Below are 17,877 nucleotides of genomic sequence, written 5' to 3'. Positions count from 1 at the left end.
AATTCCCAAGCTGGAGCTTGGGAACTAGCGAAAATCAACCTTAACAAAACATGTATCCCAAACAAATATTCGATCAAGATTGCAGGCAGTGTAAACGGCTGGATGATTTTCTGTGTGAAGTTAAACAAAAGCACCCCGACTACCATGCGCGTCCGGTTGCACCGTTTGGCGACAGCGCCGCCCAATTGCTGATAGTCGGACTGGCTCCCGGCATGCATGGAGCCAATGCCACAGGCAGGCCGTTTACCGGCGATTATGCAGGACTGCTACTGTATGAGGCGCTTTACGAGTTCGGTTACAGTAACCAAATAAAATCCGAGTCATTGACGGACGGCTTGGCACTTAAAAACTGCCGTATCACCAATGCCGTTAAATGCCTGCCGCCGCAAAATAAACCGACCAATGCAGAGATCAACCAGTGCAATGCTTATCTGGCCGCCGAGTTGAAAACCTTGCCGGAACAGGCGGTCATATTGGCTTTAGGTCTGGTTGCCCATCAGGCGGTATTAAAGGCCTACGGATTGAAACAGAATAGTGCAAAATTTGCCCATAACGTCCAGCATGCCTTGCCGGATGGTTGTACGCTGATTGATTCGTATCATACCAGTCGATACAACGTACAGACCAAGCGGCTGACTAAGGAAATGTTTGGGGATGTTTTTCGTACCATTCGACTGCATAGCGGCGAGTAGGCCGGAATAAGGCCACCCAAGCGTAGCGCGAGGTGGTGTTTCCGGGTAGTGTGCCGGATTCACCAGTTCTTGCTGCCGCTCGAACAGGCTTATTTCGGCCTATAGGACTGGTTTTTTGTGTGCTAAAAAAAGCGATTTTAATTCAGCAATTTGGCTTAATAATTCCGCTAATGAACTAGCAACGGGACTTATGGGTATTATGTTTTCCCTCTCACAATCTTTATTGTTAGAAAAAGAGAAGCGCATTACAGCAATAGCTAATGTTGTTCCGATTGCGGCGAGCAATGCAATCATCATTAGAAATTGATTAAAAAAATTCCCCAGTTGATCTTTGCTTTCCAGTTCCGGGGAACGTTTGTCTGCTGGTACGCTCTTTTTTGTGTTTTTTGTTACCGGCTTATTCTTTGCATCTGAAGGCAGAGTGGCTGTTCTCTGTTCTGCAGAATGAATTGTTTTAGTAAGCAAAAATACATCCGGGCAGAACATAATACTCCATGAAAAAGCAAGGACTGAGAAAAAGAATAAGCCGCTAAAAATCCATGCCCAAAAAAAACTACGATTTCTGAAGGTCTCTTTCTGTCGTTGCTCAGATAGTAGAACGTCGGTTAAAACAGTATTTTCCGGAGTAGAGTTGCCAGCACTTAGGTCTGTGTCATTATTGATATTGTCGGACATAAGATAATATTGGAATTATAGTAGTCCAAGATTAGTAAGTCGGTATTTCATGACAACTGTTGACACTGAAAATAACTCTGCAAGCTGTGTTAACGAATTGATTTTTTCTTTAAAAACGAAGTGCTTTATCGCTATTTCTGGGGCAAGCAATTCGGCAGCAAATTTATTTGCCTGGGTTTCTTCGGGAATGGATATATTAAAACTAAATTTATTGGCTTCATCCCGGAACTGATGACCGTTATCCGTATGACTTAGAACATGATGTCCCAACTCGTGAGCGATAGTAAAACGCTGGCGCAATAAAAACTCGGTTTGATCATACTCGATAACGGATTGGTTATTTACCTGATAGGCTTTTCCGCTATATCCACGGGAAGAGACAGGTATAACAGTGATACCCATTTTTGCAGCAATAGAGCAGCAGGATCAATAGGCAATACTCCATCCCAATATTTAGTTAGGATTTCTACCGCCTTGTGATTGGGCTTTCCATTGTCTGATAATATGAATGTATTCATTTGGTACCATTTTATACTGCTAATGATAGGCGCGCATACAATAATGTGCGTTATGGAAACTGAGCAGTGGTGCAGTAGGGTGTTAAGCATTTAAGTAACTAGAACAGGTCAAATATGTCTGCTTCTTTATACTGTAAGTCGGTAACGGTTGCGGAAGTTAATGCCGCAGTGGTTAAAGTCCAGTTTCACCTAGGTTTTCATTTAATCGGTTTTTTATGACCTGTGTTGTTTATGTAACTCTTTGTTTCAATTGGTCGGGACGATAGGATTTGAACCTACGACCCCTTGTCCCCCAGACAGATGGGAAAAATAAAACGTAATATATAACAGTAGCTTATAAATAGTTGCAATTTAAAACCTACGCTATAAGAGTTTGATTTAATTTAGTTGGGTTTTTGTCGTAGTGACAAAATTACTACACTATTCCAAAGTTAGTATTAACCGTTTTCCAAGTGCTCTTGCTGCTTTATCTAATTGTTTTAAACTTGGCCAGTGGCGAGGGTCTTCCAGTCGTTGTACTGCCGGCCATGATGTTTTCATTGCATTGGCTAATTCCGTTAATGTCTTATTACCTCTGGCTTTTCTTAACAGCAAAGCTGCTTGTACTTCCGGGCTTGGCGATGCCATATAGCCGTTTACTGGGCACGGTGATGGTTCTGGTATTTCCTGGTTCTTTTCCAGTCTGTAAGCCAGCATGGCGCTCAACACCTCACTGGCGTTATATGCGGCTTCTTCTAAAGTCTCGCCTTGTGTAAACGTATCCTCAAGGTCGATGAATTGCACGAACAAAAAACCGTCTTCATCTGCTTCTACTGTATAGGGGTAGTCTGTTCTCATTTTAACTTTACACCTGTTTGTTTTTCGATTGCCTTTAATAAACCGATACCCACATCCTTCGCGCCGTGTACAGGAACCGGAACACCTCGCGGCATACCATCTTTTTCCATGATGTGATGGCTGCCTTCAATCCTGGCTAAAGTCCAGCCTTCTTCCTTTAATCGTGCAATGATCTGTTTACCGTTCATAAATTTATTATATCAAAAAAGATATAGATTGGTAACGAGTCTTATTTTTGCGATATTTCAAAATCTGCTTTTGCTCTCTAGTAACAGTTAATTTTTATTAAAAGCCGCTTTTTCTCTTATGTAATCATTCCCACAACTTACTATTTTTCCTGTACTTTTTTCAAATCATTCTGGTTGTTTCTTGTATTGATCTTTAAACCTTTGTTCCTTAGCTGGTTCTGCTGTGGGCGGGGTTGGCACTGTAATTTTCATTTGTGGATATTCTTTTTTTCCGTTAGGGTCGACAATAATGGTTGCCCATGTATGATCTATTCCTATACATGTCTGACATTCTACTTGCTCAAACAATAGCGTATAAACGCCCGGAGATACAACATGAAACCAGTGCAAGATAGTGCTGCTTCTATTATCTATGTTGAAACTACAACCTATGTACTCACCCTCATCAATATTTTCATAACTTCTTTCGTTTTTTCCGTTAAGACTTAAGAAATGACTATATTGGCTTTCTTTTATCTGTCCACAATTCAACTGATTAAATGAACCGTTTTTTAAGGTTATGTTAATTTTTGGTGCTTTTAGTTCACTAAAACTTTCATTATTTTGTTTCTTCCTTGAAATATCTAGACTTTTAATCAATTCATTCTTATTGACGTCGTTTAAAGATTCGTATCCGTAATAGGTCAAAAAATTTGCTACTAAAACACCGATTACTACACAAAATATCAATTTAATTTCGCTCATTTTATATTCATTCCTGATGCTTACATTACGCGAGTAACGGCTTACATAAGCCGCCTTTGTGCTGCTTTCGGCCTTTATCCGGTTATTGTTTTAACCGTCCCCCATTTTGATAATGCCCTTCCCGCGGTTACGTACCCGTTGACAGATTTTTTCTTGTTTCCTCGATCTCAGGGCTGATTTGTCCTGCTGCTGGGATGGTTTGACCTGTAGCTAGCCAATAGGCGTACTCTGGCCATACTGTTGATATAGCTTGAATCTGCCACCCATAAAGTTTTTGCCTGTTATTTTCAATACTGCTGATTTGTCCGCTTTTTATCCCTGTTTGTAGTGAAAACTCGTCCACTGTTAAATCTAGATGTGCTCTTAAATCTTTGAGTCTTTGATTAATTTCAAATTGATCGATCATATATGCAAATATTTATTGTATTATTTACATGCAATGTATATAATACATGTAAGTTTTCAAACCAGCCACAACCAGCCACTTAGGGCTAAGGTGCAATCATGAACCAACAGCAAAACACAGTCAAATTAGATACGCTATTTGCATCTAACCCAGACATCAAACAAGGTCTGGAACAAACCGCCTCCCATTTGTTTTTCATCCCGTTCATGACACCTGATAAATTCGCCGAGTCCATAGGCCTAAGCAAAGGCGTAGTAGGTGGCTGGATAGATCAAGGCTACTTACCTACGGCGAAGATAGGCCGTTATCGCATGATTAATATGGTCGTTCTGGTGACTAACCTGAAAGAGGGTAAAGTGTTATGAGCGCTATAAAACTAACCGTAGACGAAGTAAATAAAACCTGTCGTCTAATCACTTCGGATTCGCATCGTAAATTCAAACAAGCGTTGGCTAATTACCATGACTCGTCCAGTCATTTTTATAGGGATATGGAGCATTGTCGTAATGAACTTAATCTGATTGCTAATACAGGCAGTGAGCGTTTACAGGGCTTTATATTCTTGTTTTTGGGTAACGAACAACTGATTACGGAATTCAAAACGTGTCAGGGTGAAATAACAGAAGACCGTAAACTTTTTGGTTCTCTTTTGATTGCTGGTGGACATTATAAAGATGAAATCCTTGTCGATGTTAAAGAGGTGGCATAAATGAACTCTATAGTTTTTATTCAGAATAAAGATTCTAAATCGTGGGCGGTAAAAGATAACCGAACTGGTGATTTAAAAGGGTTGATTACTGAACGGCTTTATTTGGGCTTGCCAGGATCAGGTAATTATGTTGCATATGAATTTTGTTATTTCGACAGCGATTTTGCAATTTCTTTGCATTCAGCTGATGAATTATCGGAAGCTCAGTCTTTTTTTTCAAAACAACCCGTAGGAGCCGTATAAATGGCTGAATCATCGATACTGCCTGATCGCGGCAGCTCAGAAGCGCAAGGTAAAAATGAACGCCTTTATAGAACCGCGCTTGAGCAGAGGGACTATATAAACCTTGAGCTTGAAGCCATGGATAGAGGCATGAAGCCTTTTGGTCTGACTAAAGCCATTATGACGCTTTACCTACATAAACAGCTTATTCCTATGAAAGAACTTTCTGAAGAACTGCGGACGCAAGTAATAGAGCATTTGAAAGGGAAACATGCAGCGAAACAAGCGGCGCGCTAATGATTCGGTTCCTTGACTTCCCGGCCTCCACGCCCCGCGCAAAGTATGAACCGAGGTACGAGGTCATCTTTGCCGGGCGTCTGGCCACAGGAGACAACCCGCTACCGGCATCAAACGCGCGCCGCATGTTAAAAGCCAAGAAACACAAACACCTGACCTTGGACAACAAAAGGGTGTCGGTGAACATGGGTAATAACAGGCGCGTTCTGCCCGTCGGGCATTCACCTAGTCCAATAGTGGCGCATCGCGCCCATGCTGCGCGTGGAAATGGCTATAAAGCCAAGGCTGAAAAAAAACCCACAGAAAGAAAACCGGCTGCGCCATTTACCACCCCATACATTGCCTTAAAGGCTGACAACATAGAGAAGTCGGCGGCGAAGTAGCCAGCGTCGAATTAGCGTAGTGAGTCCATACGCAAGCGAAAGGGATTGTAGAGGAAATCGGCGATTAAAACTGAATTACTGGCAGTTAGGTCAAAACCTTTGAAGCTTGCGTAAAAGCGTTTTGGCCTTACTGCCAGTTATCAGGTTTAAACGTCGATTGGAACGGAAAGCCCGGCCCTTTAGGGTTCGCCAAAAAAGAACAAAATAAAAACAGTGCAACAAAAATGTTAGATAAAACCGGCCATAACCAGCTTTATCCAGCCTCAAACAGAACAACAAGAACAGGGGTCAAAAATGATTACCATAAAACACTGCGTACCCGGTCAGGGCATGACATACAGCCAGCGCAGACGATTAATAAATCTATTATGGGCATTCGTTTCAAACTCAGCGCTTCCCTTTGTCTTGGGCCTTTTCATTGCACTGATCTCAATTACCTATTCATTTACTGAGATAGCAGAAGCCTTTGATAAATCCGGAATTGGGGCCTGTATTCAACCGGAGACGACGGGGAAGAAGACACAGATTTAGAGGATTAAACAAATGGCAATATTAGTATGTCCTGAGTGTGGGGAGGAATATGACGACCGCTTAAAGTGTTTTACTTGTGACTTATTTCTTGAAGAAGAAATCAAGCTTAGTGGCGAACAGGTGGAACTTTTAGACCAGATTATTGAGTATCGCGCCTTAGAAGATGAGTATCACTCCCTAGACGACGGCGAAGAAGATCCCGATTTAGAAGATCCCGACATAGAAGACTAACCGCGTTCGACCTACGCGTTTTAAAAGGTCAAGCCAAAAAGCAACAGAAACCGAAAGACCACCCTTAACCCAACAAAGGTACAAAATCATGACCGACCAATTAACCCAAAACAGCTTCCTAGGCGACATGCAAACAGTCATAAGAGGACAAGTTGAATCGTTAACCCGTTATGAAATAGATGGAGACAACAAAGGCGGCTCCATTTGGGTATCAAAACCCAACACCGGAAAAAACCCCAACAACCTGGGTAACGAACTAATCAAAGTCAAAATGCCGTTTGAAATGTTCGATCAGAAAAAAGCCGAAGTAGAAGCCGGAAAACTGTATTTCCCCTGTCAAATGGAAATCCTCTGTGAAATCAACATGGGTGGCCAAAACAAAGCAGTCCTGACAGCTATCAGCATGAAACTTGACGGCCCGGAACCCGGACAAATAAAAGACGAAGACATAGACAAAACAACCGGGGAAATCCTCCCTGATAAAGACAAACCAAAAACCGGTGCGGCCCAGACAACAACCGGTACAACTCACACTAACAAGCCATAAACAGAGGTTAAACCATGAAAATCCGCTCAATGGCCTGCCTGATAAAAAAGCCCGTAGAGTTCAAAGAGCGGGTACTCAGCAACCAGGTAAAAAAAGGCCGATTTATAAACGGCCATGTAATAAAAGAAAATGGACAATTAAAAGAAAACAAACCGAGGAGCATTACTTAAATGTCTGTTTGCGTTAAATCCGCGTTACTGACTGCTGGTATTTCGGGTAATGCTCTTAAACAGGATGGACAAGTTGTTGATGTTTACGCATTCGTTATTGATCCTGTTCAGACCACTCCTTGTCCTAATTACGCCATTCTAAGCGGACAAGACTTCGCGAATGTTCCTACCCTAACCGACATCTTCACGATGCCGGTAGCGGAAGATTTGCAACAAATGTGGATGCTTGGCTTTAGCTTGCCAATCATCACATACCTGACGGCTTGGGGTTATGGAGTCGTTATCAACTGGTTTAACGAAAAATATCATCGTTAGACTTTAACTTAAGAAAAATAGGTGAACTATGAAAAATATCAAAAGAATCGGTGCAGTTTTACTCACTGCATTAGCCTTGGCAATGGTTGCAATTACTCCTGCAAACGCTGCGCTGGACTTTACAGCCTTAACAGCGGCGGTTGATGCAACAACCATCGTAGCGGCACTTACAGCCATTGCCGCAATTAAAATGCTGCCCGGTGTAGCCAAGTGGGGCTTTAACAAAGTTATCGGCTGGTTCCGGTAACCAAGAAAAAGGAAGGGTGTCGAAAGGCACCCTTTTTTATAAACCCAAAAAGAGACCAAAAACATGATTTTTTTAACCTTGTATTTCCTAAGCGGCCTAGTTTGCGCCTATGCCGTCATATCGGGATTTGACAATGCGTAAAATAATCATATTTTTGATTTTATTGTTCTCGAGTTCTGTCTTTGCCGATACCTACCCCGCGCATCCACAATATTATATGGCGTGGGGTGGCAATAATGTTTATTCGCAGATCTCTTATTCCGATTTATGTTCAACGGCGCATCTTCCGGCCTCGAATACGTATGTCGCGTCTGGTAGTAATTGTTACGTAAACGGTAACACGTCTCCGAATGAGATGTCTTCCCAATACGGTGCGTCCGCATGTCCTTACGGTGGCACTCTTTCGGGTACAAGTTGTGTTAATGCTGATCCTTGTACAGCACCACAAGTTCGCAATACAACAACCGGCATGTGCGAAACGCCTCCCCCGGTTACATGCCAAACCACACCTACAACCACTACATCGGGATCAACACAAACTCTTACTTGGGAAACGCTAAACACCGGTTCAAACACCTGTGACCCTCATTCCTTGAATTGCGATTACCCACTTGCCGTAAACGCAACAACAAAACAATGCGATTTATCGTGTCCTGATGGCTCCACGGTTGACGTATCAGCGGGGGCCCAATGTCCGCCGCCATCATGCCCGAATCAAGTCAATGGTAATATGATAACCAAACAGGCATGGAATTCCGTTACTCAGAAATGTGAAAATTCCGACATTGTCTATTGTGACGGTCAATTACAAGTTCCTGACGCTGGAACAGGCACCTGTTTACCTAAACCCGGTGCAATCGATTGCGGAAACGGTGTTGTTGTCATATCTCCGGTTAAATGCTCTTCCGAGCCTGATCATTCGCAGGATATAACCTGTCCTGACGGCACAATAATTTCACCGCCTCGTGTTTGTGCCCCTTTACCGCCTGATCCGGCAAATTGTCCGGGTGGTGCTTCAGCCGTTGAAACCACCGGGTACGTTAACGGTGTTCCGACATGCATTATGAAAGACGGAACCAAAACAGCTGCCGCTGATGGTAGTCAGTCGCCAGCTGATGATAAATACAACCCTCAGAGTTATAAAGCCGGTGTGGCTTGTAACTCCTCCAATTCCTACCCGTGTGACCCGTCGCTTCCTGTTGTTAGTACGCCCGGCCTTACAGGTATAGAAAAATGTGGCCCTGGTACTTTTTTTCAGTGCGCTGACAAGTATGATAAGCCTGTCATTCCTGCCCTTTATCCTAAATCCCCTGCACCCACAACAGCGACAACCACCACCACCGGGACAGGTACTACAACCATAATAAATTCTGATGGTTCAACGTCCACGCAAACAACAACGACCAACAATACCGGGACGACAACCACCACGGGCGGCTCTACTGCCGGATTGGCTACTGAAGATACAGCCCGTGAGATTGCCAGTCGTTTGGGAGGTAAAGCAAAAGGCACTGGTGCTGCCACGGGTGCGGGAATGGGTACATTTACAGGCCGTGGAAAAAACACTAATCCAAACCTAGGCAAATGGTACGAGGCCACAACAGACACTTATGAGGGGGTATTTCAAACAAATGTTAATAGCGTAAAGGATTCGCCCCTTATGGGATTTAGCCAGAAAATCTTTAACGTGTCTATTCCGGGCGGCACCTGCCCTATCTGGACGATTCCGGCGGTTATGAATATGCAAGCTATCCCTGTTTCCGCTCTTTGCAGTGATTTCATGGACTCTATTTTTCCGATAATTAGCGCACTTGTTCAAGCCTCTGCGGTGTTTATGGTTTTTAAAATTATTATTTCCGGCTTTAAGTCATAGGAGGCTATATGCAGGCACTTATAGACACAATATCGAATTATTACGACAAGTTTATATTCTTTTTCATTGACGCTTTTGCATCAGTGAAAAGCTTTTTTACAGCAATCTTAGACACCATTGATAATTACTATGACACGGTTTATACCTTCATAACCAATGCTTTTGATTCGCTTCGTCTTTGGGTTACTGATGTTCCTATTTGGCTACTAAAGAAGGGATTTGAGGCACTTTTGTGGGTTTTGAATTGGGCGGCTGAAAGTTGTTCTTACTGCCTCGGTGGGGTATCTCATGCGGGTGAACTGGCGGACAAATTCCAATGGGCATGGAACACGATAGCAACTTATTCGCCGGGGCTTATTTATGTTGTTAACCGCTGTGGGGTTCCTGAGGCATTCAAAATATTAGTCTGCGGCATGGGCATTTGGGCCGTTGTGAAAACAATTATGATTATTAAAGGCCTATTATGATTATCTTCCATGAAGGCCTAGCCGGTTCCGGTAAAAGCTACGAAGCGGCCATTAATCAAATTATCCCGGCGCTCCAAAAAGGTCGAATGGTTTATGCCTATATTGAGGGCTTGAACCATGAAAAGTTTTCTGAAGTAACAGGGTTGCCATTACCCGTAATTCAAAATTTACTGCGCCAATTGACGAAAGAGCAGGTTAAAGATGTTCAAGTTCACGTTGCGAACGATTCTCTGGTTATTATCGATGAGCTTCAAGATTTCTTTCCGGCTGGCAGGGCGACTCTTGATCCGGGTATAACTGAATTTGTTACCCAGCATCGTCATCGGGGCATAGACATAATTTGCATGGGTCAGGATTCCCGTGATTGCCATATGCTGTGGAAGAGACGAATTGATACCCTGATCCGTTTTGTCAAACGTGATGCTATCGGGCAACCTGACGCATATACCTGGACAACCTACAAGCAACAAGCGGGTAAATTCGTGCAGTTGCGGTCTGGTAAAGGGACTTATGATAAAAAGAATTTCGGTTTGTATGCTTCACATACTGAAGGCGTTAGCTCAATAGATGCTCATAAAGACGACCGGACAAACGTTCTTAAGTCTGCGGCTTTTACGTTTTACATTCCGCTTTTTTTAATTGCGCTGGTTGTCGCTGTGTATTATCTCTACGGCTTCCTATCGGGGCGTAGTTCGCCAGTTAAGGCGAGTACGGCACCTTCTGCTGAAATTCGTCCGTCTACTCCTGAAAAGCAAGAGCAGTCCAAGGCAGCACCGCCACAACCAGCCCCGCAACCTAAACCGCCACCACCTTCAGACACAGATTATTTGGAAAAATATTTAACTGAGTATAGGCCTCGTTTGGTTGCACTGATTGAGGATAAAAAAAAGAACAAGATGGTGGCGCATATAGAATTTATTGATACCTCCAATAGAGTATTTGAACGGCTGAACATTCCCCAGATTGTTGCATTCGGCTATGTGGTCGAGCGTAAACCGTACGGACTATTGTTGAGGCGTGGAGATAAGCGCTATCCGGTTACATCGTTTCCAATTGAAAGGAGTGAAGGCGTTACGCGTCATCCTGAAGATTCTAGAAATTTTGCTGCTCGCTGATATGAACGTTACTGACCTGGCTCATTATGCCCTGGTTCAGTAACGGTGAACTTGGGTGATAGTTTTACTTATCAAAGTCGCTGGTGAGTTTAAGCAGCGCGTCATGCGGTGAATGAAGATTGACCGATTGAAGGAGTGATTGAGGTTAGTTATTAGACGCGGCACCGGGGGCGGGGGTGTATCTGACTGAGCGTTCACGGCGGCCAAAAATTTTAATGTTTAGGGTGAAATCTTTTTGCCTGTTTGAGGTTGGGACAAGCGAGTTGCAAAAAATTTCCGGGTTCCCTGGGCATTAAAATTTTTGAATAGGTGCCGTGGCGAAGGAACGGTATAGCCCCGCCCCCGGTGCCGCGCTAATAACTCCGAATGAGCGAGTGATTGAGGGATTGATGAATGAACGGCATGACGCGCGGGATCTAGTTTTCCTTCCCCTTGCTGAAGTAAAGAACCACAAAAAAGGCTGTTACGCCCCTGTATCACGTAACAGAACAATACACCACGAAGCCTATAAGAGCTGAAAAATATGAAATTTAACCAACGCTTTTCCCTTGAATCTCTTTCCCTTGGTTCTGAAGAAGATCAGTCCGGCTTATTGTTTGCTAATGGTGATCAAATTATAGATCTTTCGGGCGTTAACATTGTTGGCGCTTCAGTGGATACCGTAAGACAGTTGTTTCATGGTGTACCCAAAGCTTCTTTCATTACTAAGCTTGAGCAACATGTGGAAAATAAAGATGAGTTTATCCGGTTAACCGCAAACGACTTGGTTAATGATGACCGTTGGCATTTTAGCCGGATGGGTAAAACTGGCGGTTACCGGTATAAACTTCAAAACAACGCTGTTGGGTTGGTTGTTCTGTTTGGTAGCTGGTACGGCAAGATAGATCAGGAAGGCTCACATTTAAAAATTGAACTGTCGCCGCATTTTATTTCACAACGTACAGTCCCGGAAATTTGGGATTATCTGCACGGTGACTTCGTTGGTATATCTCGCATTTTCTTAGAAGAGCCGGAAGCAAAGGGTGTTGCTGTTCATTTGGCTTGCGATTATCAAGGATTCAATTTGCCTGTTGATTTTATACAAAAATTTTCAACCAGTTCCAGGACGATTAGGGCCTATGACGGTATAGCCTCCCTTGACCTGTCAGACTTTACGGATGCAGTTGCAACTTATGGCCGGGAAGGTCAGGACAAAAACTATCTGATCGGTAAGCCAATAGCCGTACAAATGGCGCTTTATGATAAGAGCTATGAAATGATCAAATCTGACAAAGTTGATTATTTTAACGAAGAATGGAGTGTTTATTCTTTTGGGACTTATGATTCAACTCAGTCAGTACGCCGGATAGAAGCAAGGCTTCATCATACCGTTATTCGTGAAATAGGCCACGGCTTGGGTTTGGAATTTGAGGGCTTTAACCAAGTCGCTGAGCACTTAACTGACCTCTGGCGCTATGCCCTGGAACGCAACCGACTAATGATTGACGGTGATCCCCGTGGTTATCTCAATCCCTTTTGGCAGCTTCTTATGCAGGATGTTCATTTCTATGTTCCCGCTCAAGGCGTGAAAATTTCGCGCAAAAAAAAAGAAGCAGTAGACCCTATCGCTAGAAACATCACTTCCGTTATTGGCAACTTGGTTTCAATCATGGCTCGCCGTAATGATTGCACAGTACGGCATGTGATGCGCCAGTTACATAACTTGCATATATGGCCGGAAATTCAAACGTATTACAGGAGCAGGGGGAAGGATGATGATGATTTGCGGGAGCAGATTAAAGAGGGATTGGAAAAACGGCGTTTGATTGGTAGGGCTGCGTAATGAAAATGGTTGATGCGTACTTTCCATTAATGGTTTGTGTTGTTTGTGGCAAGCGGTCGATTTTGCTGTTGCGTCCTGAACTTAACTATCATTGTTCGATTGCTTGTGTTGCTTTTGGTCTTCGGCATAAAGTCAAATGAGTAGTGATCCCTTTTCTATTGTGCCTTGCTCTTCTTGCTCTGGTACGACTTTGCTTAAAACCGCTTTGATCTGGAAAGAATCTGTTTTTTGCTCGGTGGACTGTCTGAGAAACTATGTTGATAGTGTACGGGTAAATAATGAGCCTATAAAAAAGAAAGCTCACGATAATTTTTTTAAACCTGTTTCACGTCTATCTGATGCACAGGCCGTTCAGGCCATTGGTGAAGATAGACATTTTTTAATTTAAACGGAATTAAACTGATGCAGATTTTTGACATAGATGAAGCAGCGGATTTTCTTAAAATGAATCCTGAAGTTTTAAGGCGTAAAGCTAAACTTGGATTGATTCCCGGCCGTAAGGCTGGAAAGCGTTGGGTTTTTGTCTGTGAGCATCTAGCCGACTGGGTTTCTGGCCGTTACCCGCTTTCTGTAAATGACACCTTGACGGTAGTCGATGATCAACCAAAGGATACTATTCAATGTCGATCTACAAGCGTAAAGATACATGGTGGATTCAGTTCACCGCTCCAGATGGACGGCGAATACAACAGACTGCTGGGACTCAGTTAAAGGATGAGGCTCAAGAATTACACGATAGGTTGAAAGCTGATGCGTGGCGGGTAAAGTATTTGGGTGCTAAACCCCGTTATTTTTGGAAGGATGCTGTTATTCGTTGGTTGACTGAGCAAGGGCATAAAAAAAGCATTGAGACGGACAAGGTTCATTTGCGTTGGCTTGATAAGCATTTAAGTGATGTTTATCTTGATGAAATTAACAAGCTCAAGATTGATTTAATAAAAAATGCAAGATTGGCTGATGGTGTGAGTAATTCAACTGTGAATCGACTTTTATCAATCTTGCGGGCTATATTGAATAGGGCTAAAGATGATTGGGAATGGATAGATTCCGTTCCGGGGTTTCGTTTTTTACCTGAGCCTGCTGGCCGCGTTCGTTGGATTACTCGCGATGAGTCAGTCCGTTTGATTGAAGAGCTTCCCGAGCATTTAAAGTTTATGGTTCGTTTTGCTTTGGCTACTGGTCTACGTGAAAGTAACGTAACTCATTTACAGTGGTCGCAGATTGATATTCAACGTAGGTGTGCGTGGGTTCTAGCTGATCAAGCTAAGGCGGGTAAAGCAATAGCTGTTCCGTTGAATGATGATGCTCTTGATGTAATTGCCAGTCAGGTTGGTAAACATGATGTTCGAGTGTTTACGTATAAAGGTAATGTAGTTAATGATGGTAATACTAAATCATTTCGCAAGGCGTTAAAGAGGGCAGGTATTGATGATTTTAGATGGCATGATCTACGCCACACCTGGGCATCTTGGCATGTTCAAAGCGGTACTCCTCTTCACGTATTGAAGGAGTTGGGTGGTTGGGCTGATATATCGATGGTTTTGCGGTATGCTCATTTGTCGAGCGCTCATCTTGAAGAGTACGCGGGAAATTCTTCTTTCCGACTTGAGGCAAGTTGTGACAAACTTACTACATCGGGATAATTCTTTGTGTTGATAATGGTATAACTCTTTGATTCAATTGGTCGGGACGATAGGATTTGAACCTACGACCCCTTGTCCCCCAGACAAGTGCGCTACCAAGCTGCGCTACGCCCCGACAGTTTGAAATAAAGAATTTAAAGCTGAAAGGATTGTGAACACAATCCCCAATAATTCAATGCGGCAAATTATACTACATTTCGCCGCATTGAATGAAAAAATCTACTTTAGCAGCTCCAGAATTTCTTCCAGTTCGCTAACCATTTGATGAATCAACTGTTTGGTGCGGGTCGAATCTTCTTTGGCATCGTCACTGCTCAAATGAGCTCGGGCGCCGCCGATAGTGTAGCCTTGCTCATACAGTAATGATCTTATTTGCCGGATCATCAGCACATCATGGCGTTGATAATAACGACGGTTGCCGCGTCTTTTTACCGGGCTAAGTTCTGTAAACTCTTGTTCCCAGTAGCGAAGTACATGAGGCTTTACGCCGCATAACTCACTGACTTCACCTATGGTGAAATATCGCTTTGCCGGGATGACCGGCAACTCATTATTATTACTCGGCTCCAGCATATGCTTCCACTCTGGCTTTTAGTTTTTGACCTGATCTGAATGTTACCACGCGGCGGGCTGTTATGGGGATTTCTTCGCCTGTTTTTGGGTTTCTGCCGGGGCGACTGCTTTTGTCGCGCAGCTCGAATTTTCCAAAACCGGAAATTTTTACCTGCTCACCATGTTCCAGTGAGCCTTTAATTTCCTCAAAAAACATTTCGACCATATCTTTTGCTTCGCGCTTGTTTAAGCCAAGCTCGTCAAACAGCCTTTCGGCAAAATCGGCTTTAGTTAATGCCATCGTTAATCCCTCAGCTTTGCACTTATTTTTGTGGTCAATGTTTCTAACAGTCCGCTAAATATAGCATCTATTTCAGAATCTGTTAGGGTTTGTGAAAAATCTTGTATTACTAAACTCAAAGCTACGCTTTTACTGCCTTCTTCGACGCCTTTTCCACGATAAATATCAAAAACCACTATGTCTTGTAAAGTCTGTTCCGCACAACCTTTAATACAATTTATTATCTCGCTGACGGCGACTTCTTCCTTAACAATCAAGGCTATATCGCGACGTACTGAAGGGTACTTTGATAGCGGCTTGAATTTCGGGATTTGTTTGTTCAGCAACAGGTCCTGATCCAATTCGAACAGGAAAACCTGGGTATCAAATCCCAATTGTTTTTCCAGCGTTGGATGCAACATACCCAGCCAACCGATTTTATCGCCTTGTTGCGACAATATTTCAGCCGTTTGTCCGGGATGCAATGCGTGATGTTTGGCCTGGACAAACTGCACGGCTGCACCAGTCAACGAAAACAGGGCTTGCATGTCGGCTTTAACATCGAAAAAATCAACTTTGCGGGTTGCGACGCCCCATTGCTCGGAATAGGCGCTACCCAAGGCCAAGCCGGACAGCATTTTTTGCTGTTGCATGTTATCGTCTTTATTGACAAAACGCAGGCCGGTTTCAAAAAAACGAACCCTGTTTTGCTGACGATTGGTGTTATGCAAGGCGGCCTTCAACAAACCGCACCAAAGGGTCGTGCGCATCACCGATAAGTCGGATGAAATCGGATTTTTTAACCGGATAACGTCATCGTCAGGGGCGACCACTTGTTGTATGTCTTCATCGACAAAACTATAGGTAATCGCTTCCTGATAGCCCCGGTCAACCAGTAAGTCTTTAACGCGATCCAAATCCAGCACGGCTTCGGTAGCTTTGCCAAGTTCCGAGCGCATTAACAGACTGCTGTTCGGCAGGTTGTTGTAGCCGACAATACGCGCGACTTCTTCGATCAGATCGGCTTCAATGGCAATGTCGAAACGACATCCCGGCGGCGTCACCGACCAGCTATCCGGCTGTGTTTGTACGGACATGCCCAGGCGTTGAAAAATATCAACGACTTGCTCGTCGGCAAGGTTGATGCTCAGTGTTTTTTCCAGGCGCAGCTTTCTGAGCAATACCGCAGAGCGTTGCGGCAAGGTAGATGCCGTTGTCACTTCGGTAATTGCGCCGACGCTGCCGCCAGCAATATCGATAATCAGTTGGGTCGCGCGTTCTATGGCGCGTTCTTGCAAAGTCGGATCAACGCCGCGTTCAAAACGGTGCGATGAATCGGTGTGCAAGCCGTAGTTTCGGGCTTTACCGGCGATGCTTTGCGGGATGAAAAACGCGCATTCCAGAAATACATCTTGGGTGTCGTCGCTGACTGCGGATTCGCTGCCGCCCATTACGCCGGCCAATGCCAGCGCTTGATTATCGTCGGCGATCACCAGTGTTTCGTTGTCCAGCTTAATGGTTTGGCCGTTTAATAGGACAATGCTTTCATCGGTTTTTGCATAGCGCACATTAATACTGCCGGATAATTTAGCGGCATCGAAGGCGTGTAGCGGTTGACCTAATTCGATCAGCACGTAATTGGTGACATCGACCACGGCACTCAAACTTCTGACGCCCGAGCGGCGCAAACGTTCCTGCATCCATAGCGGGGTTTCGGCTTTAGGGTTTACGCCTTTAATCAATCGGCCCAAATAACGCGGACAAGCATCGGTAGCCTCGACGGAGACGATCAGGGTGTCGGCATGGCTGACTGCGGATTTTTCAACTTGAGTGGCCGACCAGTCCATTTTGTTCAGTACCGCTACTTCGCGCGCTATGCCTTCAACGCTGAGGCAATCGGCTCTGTTGGGGGTCAAGTCGACTTCGATGATGTTGTCGTTGAGCGACAGGTAGTCGCGTATATCAACGCCTACCGGGGCATCGGCTGCCAGTTCCATTAAGCCATTGGCATCGGCAGCCAACCCTAGCTCTTTTTCAGAGCACAACATGCCGTAGGATTCTACGCCGCGGAGTTTGGATTTTTTGATCTTAAAATCGCCCGGTAATACCGCCCCGATCAATGCCGCAGGGATTCTCAGTCCGACCCGAACATTGCTGGCGCCGCAGACGATTTGCAACGGTTCCGCTTCGCCTACCGCGACCTGGCAAACTTTCAGTCGGTCGGCATCGGGATGTTGCTCCATGGCGACGACTTCACCGACGACAACGCCGCTGAATACTGCAGCCGCAGGCGTCACTGAATCGACCTCAAGGCCCGCCATGGTCAATTGCTCGACCAGTTGTTCTGTTGTTATTGCTGGATTGACATATTCTCTTAACCAGGCTTCACTAATTTGCATGACTCAAGTTTTCC

Annotated in this window: 27 protein-coding genes and 1 tRNA gene; 18 read left to right on the top strand and 10 right to left on the bottom strand. The window is 44.3% G+C overall.

The features are described 5' to 3' along the window. Positions 1–50: 50 nt before the first annotated feature. Positions 51–692 (top strand): uracil-DNA glycosylase, encoded by a 642-nt coding sequence (locus METTU_RS16895; RefSeq protein ID WP_006893042.1) that lies wholly within the window; start codon positions 51–53, stop codon positions 690–692. A 99-nt stretch (positions 693–791) separates the two neighbouring features. On the opposite strand, the gene METTU_RS16890 is transcribed toward METTU_RS16895, so the two are convergent. From METTU_RS16890 to METTU_RS16865, 6 genes are all read right to left on the bottom strand, one after another. Beyond that, complete coding sequence (locus METTU_RS16890; RefSeq protein WP_006893041.1) at positions 792–1,367, bottom strand: hypothetical protein; 576 nt, start codon at positions 1,365–1,367, stop codon at positions 792–794. A gap of 15 nt (positions 1,368–1,382) precedes the next feature. After that, positions 1,383–1,769: an ImmA/IrrE family metallo-endopeptidase gene (locus METTU_RS16885; protein ID WP_050897796.1), complete on the bottom strand. Its 387-nt coding sequence runs from the start codon at positions 1,767–1,769 to the stop codon at positions 1,383–1,385. Positions 1,770–2,305: 536 nt separating this feature from the next. Continuing rightward, positions 2,306–2,722, bottom strand: a complete 417-nt coding sequence (locus METTU_RS16880; protein WP_006893039.1) for a type II toxin-antitoxin system HicB family antitoxin — start codon at positions 2,720–2,722, stop codon at positions 2,306–2,308. After that, complete coding sequence (locus METTU_RS16875; RefSeq protein WP_006893038.1) at positions 2,719–2,910, bottom strand: type II toxin-antitoxin system HicA family toxin; 192 nt, start codon at positions 2,908–2,910, stop codon at positions 2,719–2,721. Before METTU_RS16875 ends, METTU_RS16880 begins: the two co-directional genes overlap by 4 nt. Before the next feature lie 165 nt (positions 2,911–3,075). Continuing rightward, positions 3,076–3,654 carry a hypothetical protein gene (locus tag METTU_RS16870; RefSeq protein WP_006893037.1) on the bottom strand — a complete coding sequence of 193 codons (579 nt, stop codon included), beginning with the start codon at positions 3,652–3,654 and terminating at the stop codon, positions 3,076–3,078. A 127-nt stretch (positions 3,655–3,781) separates the two neighbouring features. Beyond that, positions 3,782–4,060, bottom strand: coding sequence for a helix-turn-helix domain-containing protein (locus tag METTU_RS16865; protein WP_006893036.1), 279 nt, complete (start codon positions 4,058–4,060; stop codon positions 3,782–3,784). A gap of 98 nt (positions 4,061–4,158) precedes the next feature. Between METTU_RS16865 and METTU_RS24630 the strand changes: the two genes are divergently transcribed. From METTU_RS24630 to METTU_RS16790, 17 genes are all read left to right on the top strand, one after another. Then, positions 4,159–4,425, top strand: a complete 267-nt coding sequence (locus METTU_RS24630) for a helix-turn-helix domain-containing protein (protein WP_006893035.1) — start codon at positions 4,159–4,161, stop codon at positions 4,423–4,425. Then, positions 4,422–4,769, top strand: a complete 348-nt coding sequence (locus METTU_RS16855; protein WP_006893034.1) for a hypothetical protein — start codon at positions 4,422–4,424, stop codon at positions 4,767–4,769. Before METTU_RS24630 ends, METTU_RS16855 begins: the two co-directional genes overlap by 4 nt. Then, positions 4,770–5,012 carry a hypothetical protein gene (locus tag METTU_RS16850; RefSeq protein ID WP_006893033.1) on the top strand — a complete coding sequence of 81 codons (243 nt, stop codon included), beginning with the start codon at positions 4,770–4,772 and terminating at the stop codon, positions 5,010–5,012. Continuing rightward, positions 5,013–5,288, top strand: coding sequence for a hypothetical protein (locus METTU_RS16845; protein WP_006893032.1), 276 nt, complete (start codon positions 5,013–5,015; stop codon positions 5,286–5,288). Further along, a complete protein-coding gene (locus METTU_RS16840; protein ID WP_006893031.1) occupies positions 5,288–5,671 on the top strand; it encodes a hypothetical protein in 384 nt (127 codons plus the stop codon). The genes METTU_RS16845 and METTU_RS16840 overlap by 1 nt, the downstream gene beginning before the upstream one ends. Positions 5,672–5,965: 294 nt before the next feature. Continuing rightward, complete coding sequence (locus tag METTU_RS16835) at positions 5,966–6,202, top strand: hypothetical protein (RefSeq protein ID WP_006893030.1); 237 nt, start codon at positions 5,966–5,968, stop codon at positions 6,200–6,202. Between the two features lie 12 nt (positions 6,203–6,214). Then, positions 6,215–6,433 (top strand): hypothetical protein, encoded by a 219-nt coding sequence (locus METTU_RS16830; RefSeq protein WP_006893029.1) that lies wholly within the window; start codon positions 6,215–6,217, stop codon positions 6,431–6,433. Between the two features lie 88 nt (positions 6,434–6,521). Further along, a complete protein-coding gene (locus METTU_RS16825) occupies positions 6,522–6,980 on the top strand; it encodes a hypothetical protein (protein WP_006893028.1) in 459 nt (152 codons plus the stop codon). Between the two features lie 170 nt (positions 6,981–7,150). Then, the gene (locus METTU_RS16820; protein ID WP_006893026.1) at positions 7,151–7,465 is read left to right on the top strand and encodes a hypothetical protein; all 315 of its coding nucleotides are present in this window, start codon (positions 7,151–7,153) and stop codon (positions 7,463–7,465) included. Between the two features lie 28 nt (positions 7,466–7,493). Next, positions 7,494–7,712 carry a hypothetical protein gene (locus METTU_RS16815; RefSeq protein ID WP_006893020.1) on the top strand — a complete coding sequence of 73 codons (219 nt, stop codon included), beginning with the start codon at positions 7,494–7,496 and terminating at the stop codon, positions 7,710–7,712. 730 nt (positions 7,713–8,442) lie between these two features. Next, positions 8,443–9,585: a hypothetical protein gene (locus tag METTU_RS16810; protein ID WP_150107883.1), complete on the top strand. Its 1,143-nt coding sequence runs from the start codon at positions 8,443–8,445 to the stop codon at positions 9,583–9,585. 8 nt (positions 9,586–9,593) lie between these two features. Beyond that, on the top strand, positions 9,594–10,052 hold the full coding sequence (locus METTU_RS16805) for a hypothetical protein (RefSeq protein ID WP_006893017.1): 459 nt from the start codon (positions 9,594–9,596) through the stop codon (positions 10,050–10,052). Further along, complete coding sequence (locus METTU_RS16800; protein ID WP_006893016.1) at positions 10,049–11,167, top strand: zonular occludens toxin family protein; 1,119 nt, start codon at positions 10,049–10,051, stop codon at positions 11,165–11,167. Before METTU_RS16805 ends, METTU_RS16800 begins: the two co-directional genes overlap by 4 nt. A 523-nt stretch (positions 11,168–11,690) precedes the next feature. Further along, positions 11,691–12,989, top strand: coding sequence for a phage replication initiation factor (locus METTU_RS16795; RefSeq protein WP_006893015.1), 1,299 nt, complete (start codon positions 11,691–11,693; stop codon positions 12,987–12,989). A gap of 136 nt (positions 12,990–13,125) precedes the next feature. Continuing rightward, positions 13,126–13,377 carry a hypothetical protein gene (locus METTU_RS23360; protein WP_150107882.1) on the top strand — a complete coding sequence of 84 codons (252 nt, stop codon included), beginning with the start codon at positions 13,126–13,128 and terminating at the stop codon, positions 13,375–13,377. Between the two features lie 14 nt (positions 13,378–13,391). Next, positions 13,392–13,700, top strand: coding sequence for a helix-turn-helix domain-containing protein (locus METTU_RS24995; RefSeq protein WP_081466945.1), 309 nt, complete (start codon positions 13,392–13,394; stop codon positions 13,698–13,700). Then, positions 13,610–14,632, top strand: a complete 1,023-nt coding sequence (locus tag METTU_RS16790; RefSeq protein ID WP_006893013.1) for a tyrosine-type recombinase/integrase — start codon at positions 13,610–13,612, stop codon at positions 14,630–14,632. The genes METTU_RS24995 and METTU_RS16790 overlap by 91 nt, the downstream gene beginning before the upstream one ends. A gap of 38 nt (positions 14,633–14,670) precedes the next feature. On the opposite strand, the gene METTU_RS16785 is transcribed toward METTU_RS16790, so the two are convergent. The 4 genes from METTU_RS16785 to pheT all read right to left on the bottom strand — a co-directional run bounded on the left by METTU_RS16785 (position 14,671) and on the right by pheT (position 17,863). Beyond that, positions 14,671–14,747, bottom strand: a tRNA-Pro gene (locus tag METTU_RS16785). Between the two features lie 104 nt (positions 14,748–14,851). Continuing rightward, complete coding sequence (locus tag METTU_RS16780) at positions 14,852–15,205, bottom strand: MerR family transcriptional regulator (RefSeq protein WP_006893012.1); 354 nt, start codon at positions 15,203–15,205, stop codon at positions 14,852–14,854. Next, the gene (gene ihfA / locus METTU_RS16775; protein ID WP_006893011.1) at positions 15,189–15,485 is read right to left on the bottom strand and encodes an integration host factor subunit alpha; all 297 of its coding nucleotides are present in this window, start codon (positions 15,483–15,485) and stop codon (positions 15,189–15,191) included. Before ihfA ends, METTU_RS16780 begins: the two co-directional genes overlap by 17 nt. Before the next feature lie 2 nt (positions 15,486–15,487). Beyond that, complete coding sequence (pheT, locus tag METTU_RS16770) at positions 15,488–17,863, bottom strand: phenylalanine--tRNA ligase subunit beta (protein ID WP_006893009.1); 2,376 nt, start codon at positions 17,861–17,863, stop codon at positions 15,488–15,490. Positions 17,864–17,877 lie beyond the last annotated feature (14 nt).

Source organism: Methylobacter tundripaludum SV96 (assembly GCF_000190755.2).
GTDB classification, from domain to species: Bacteria; Pseudomonadota; Gammaproteobacteria; order Methylococcales; family Methylomonadaceae; genus Methylobacter_A; species Methylobacter_A tundripaludum.
The sequence above is the reverse complement of the archived record's forward strand: the minus strand, read 5'-3'. Positions and strand labels throughout refer to the sequence as shown.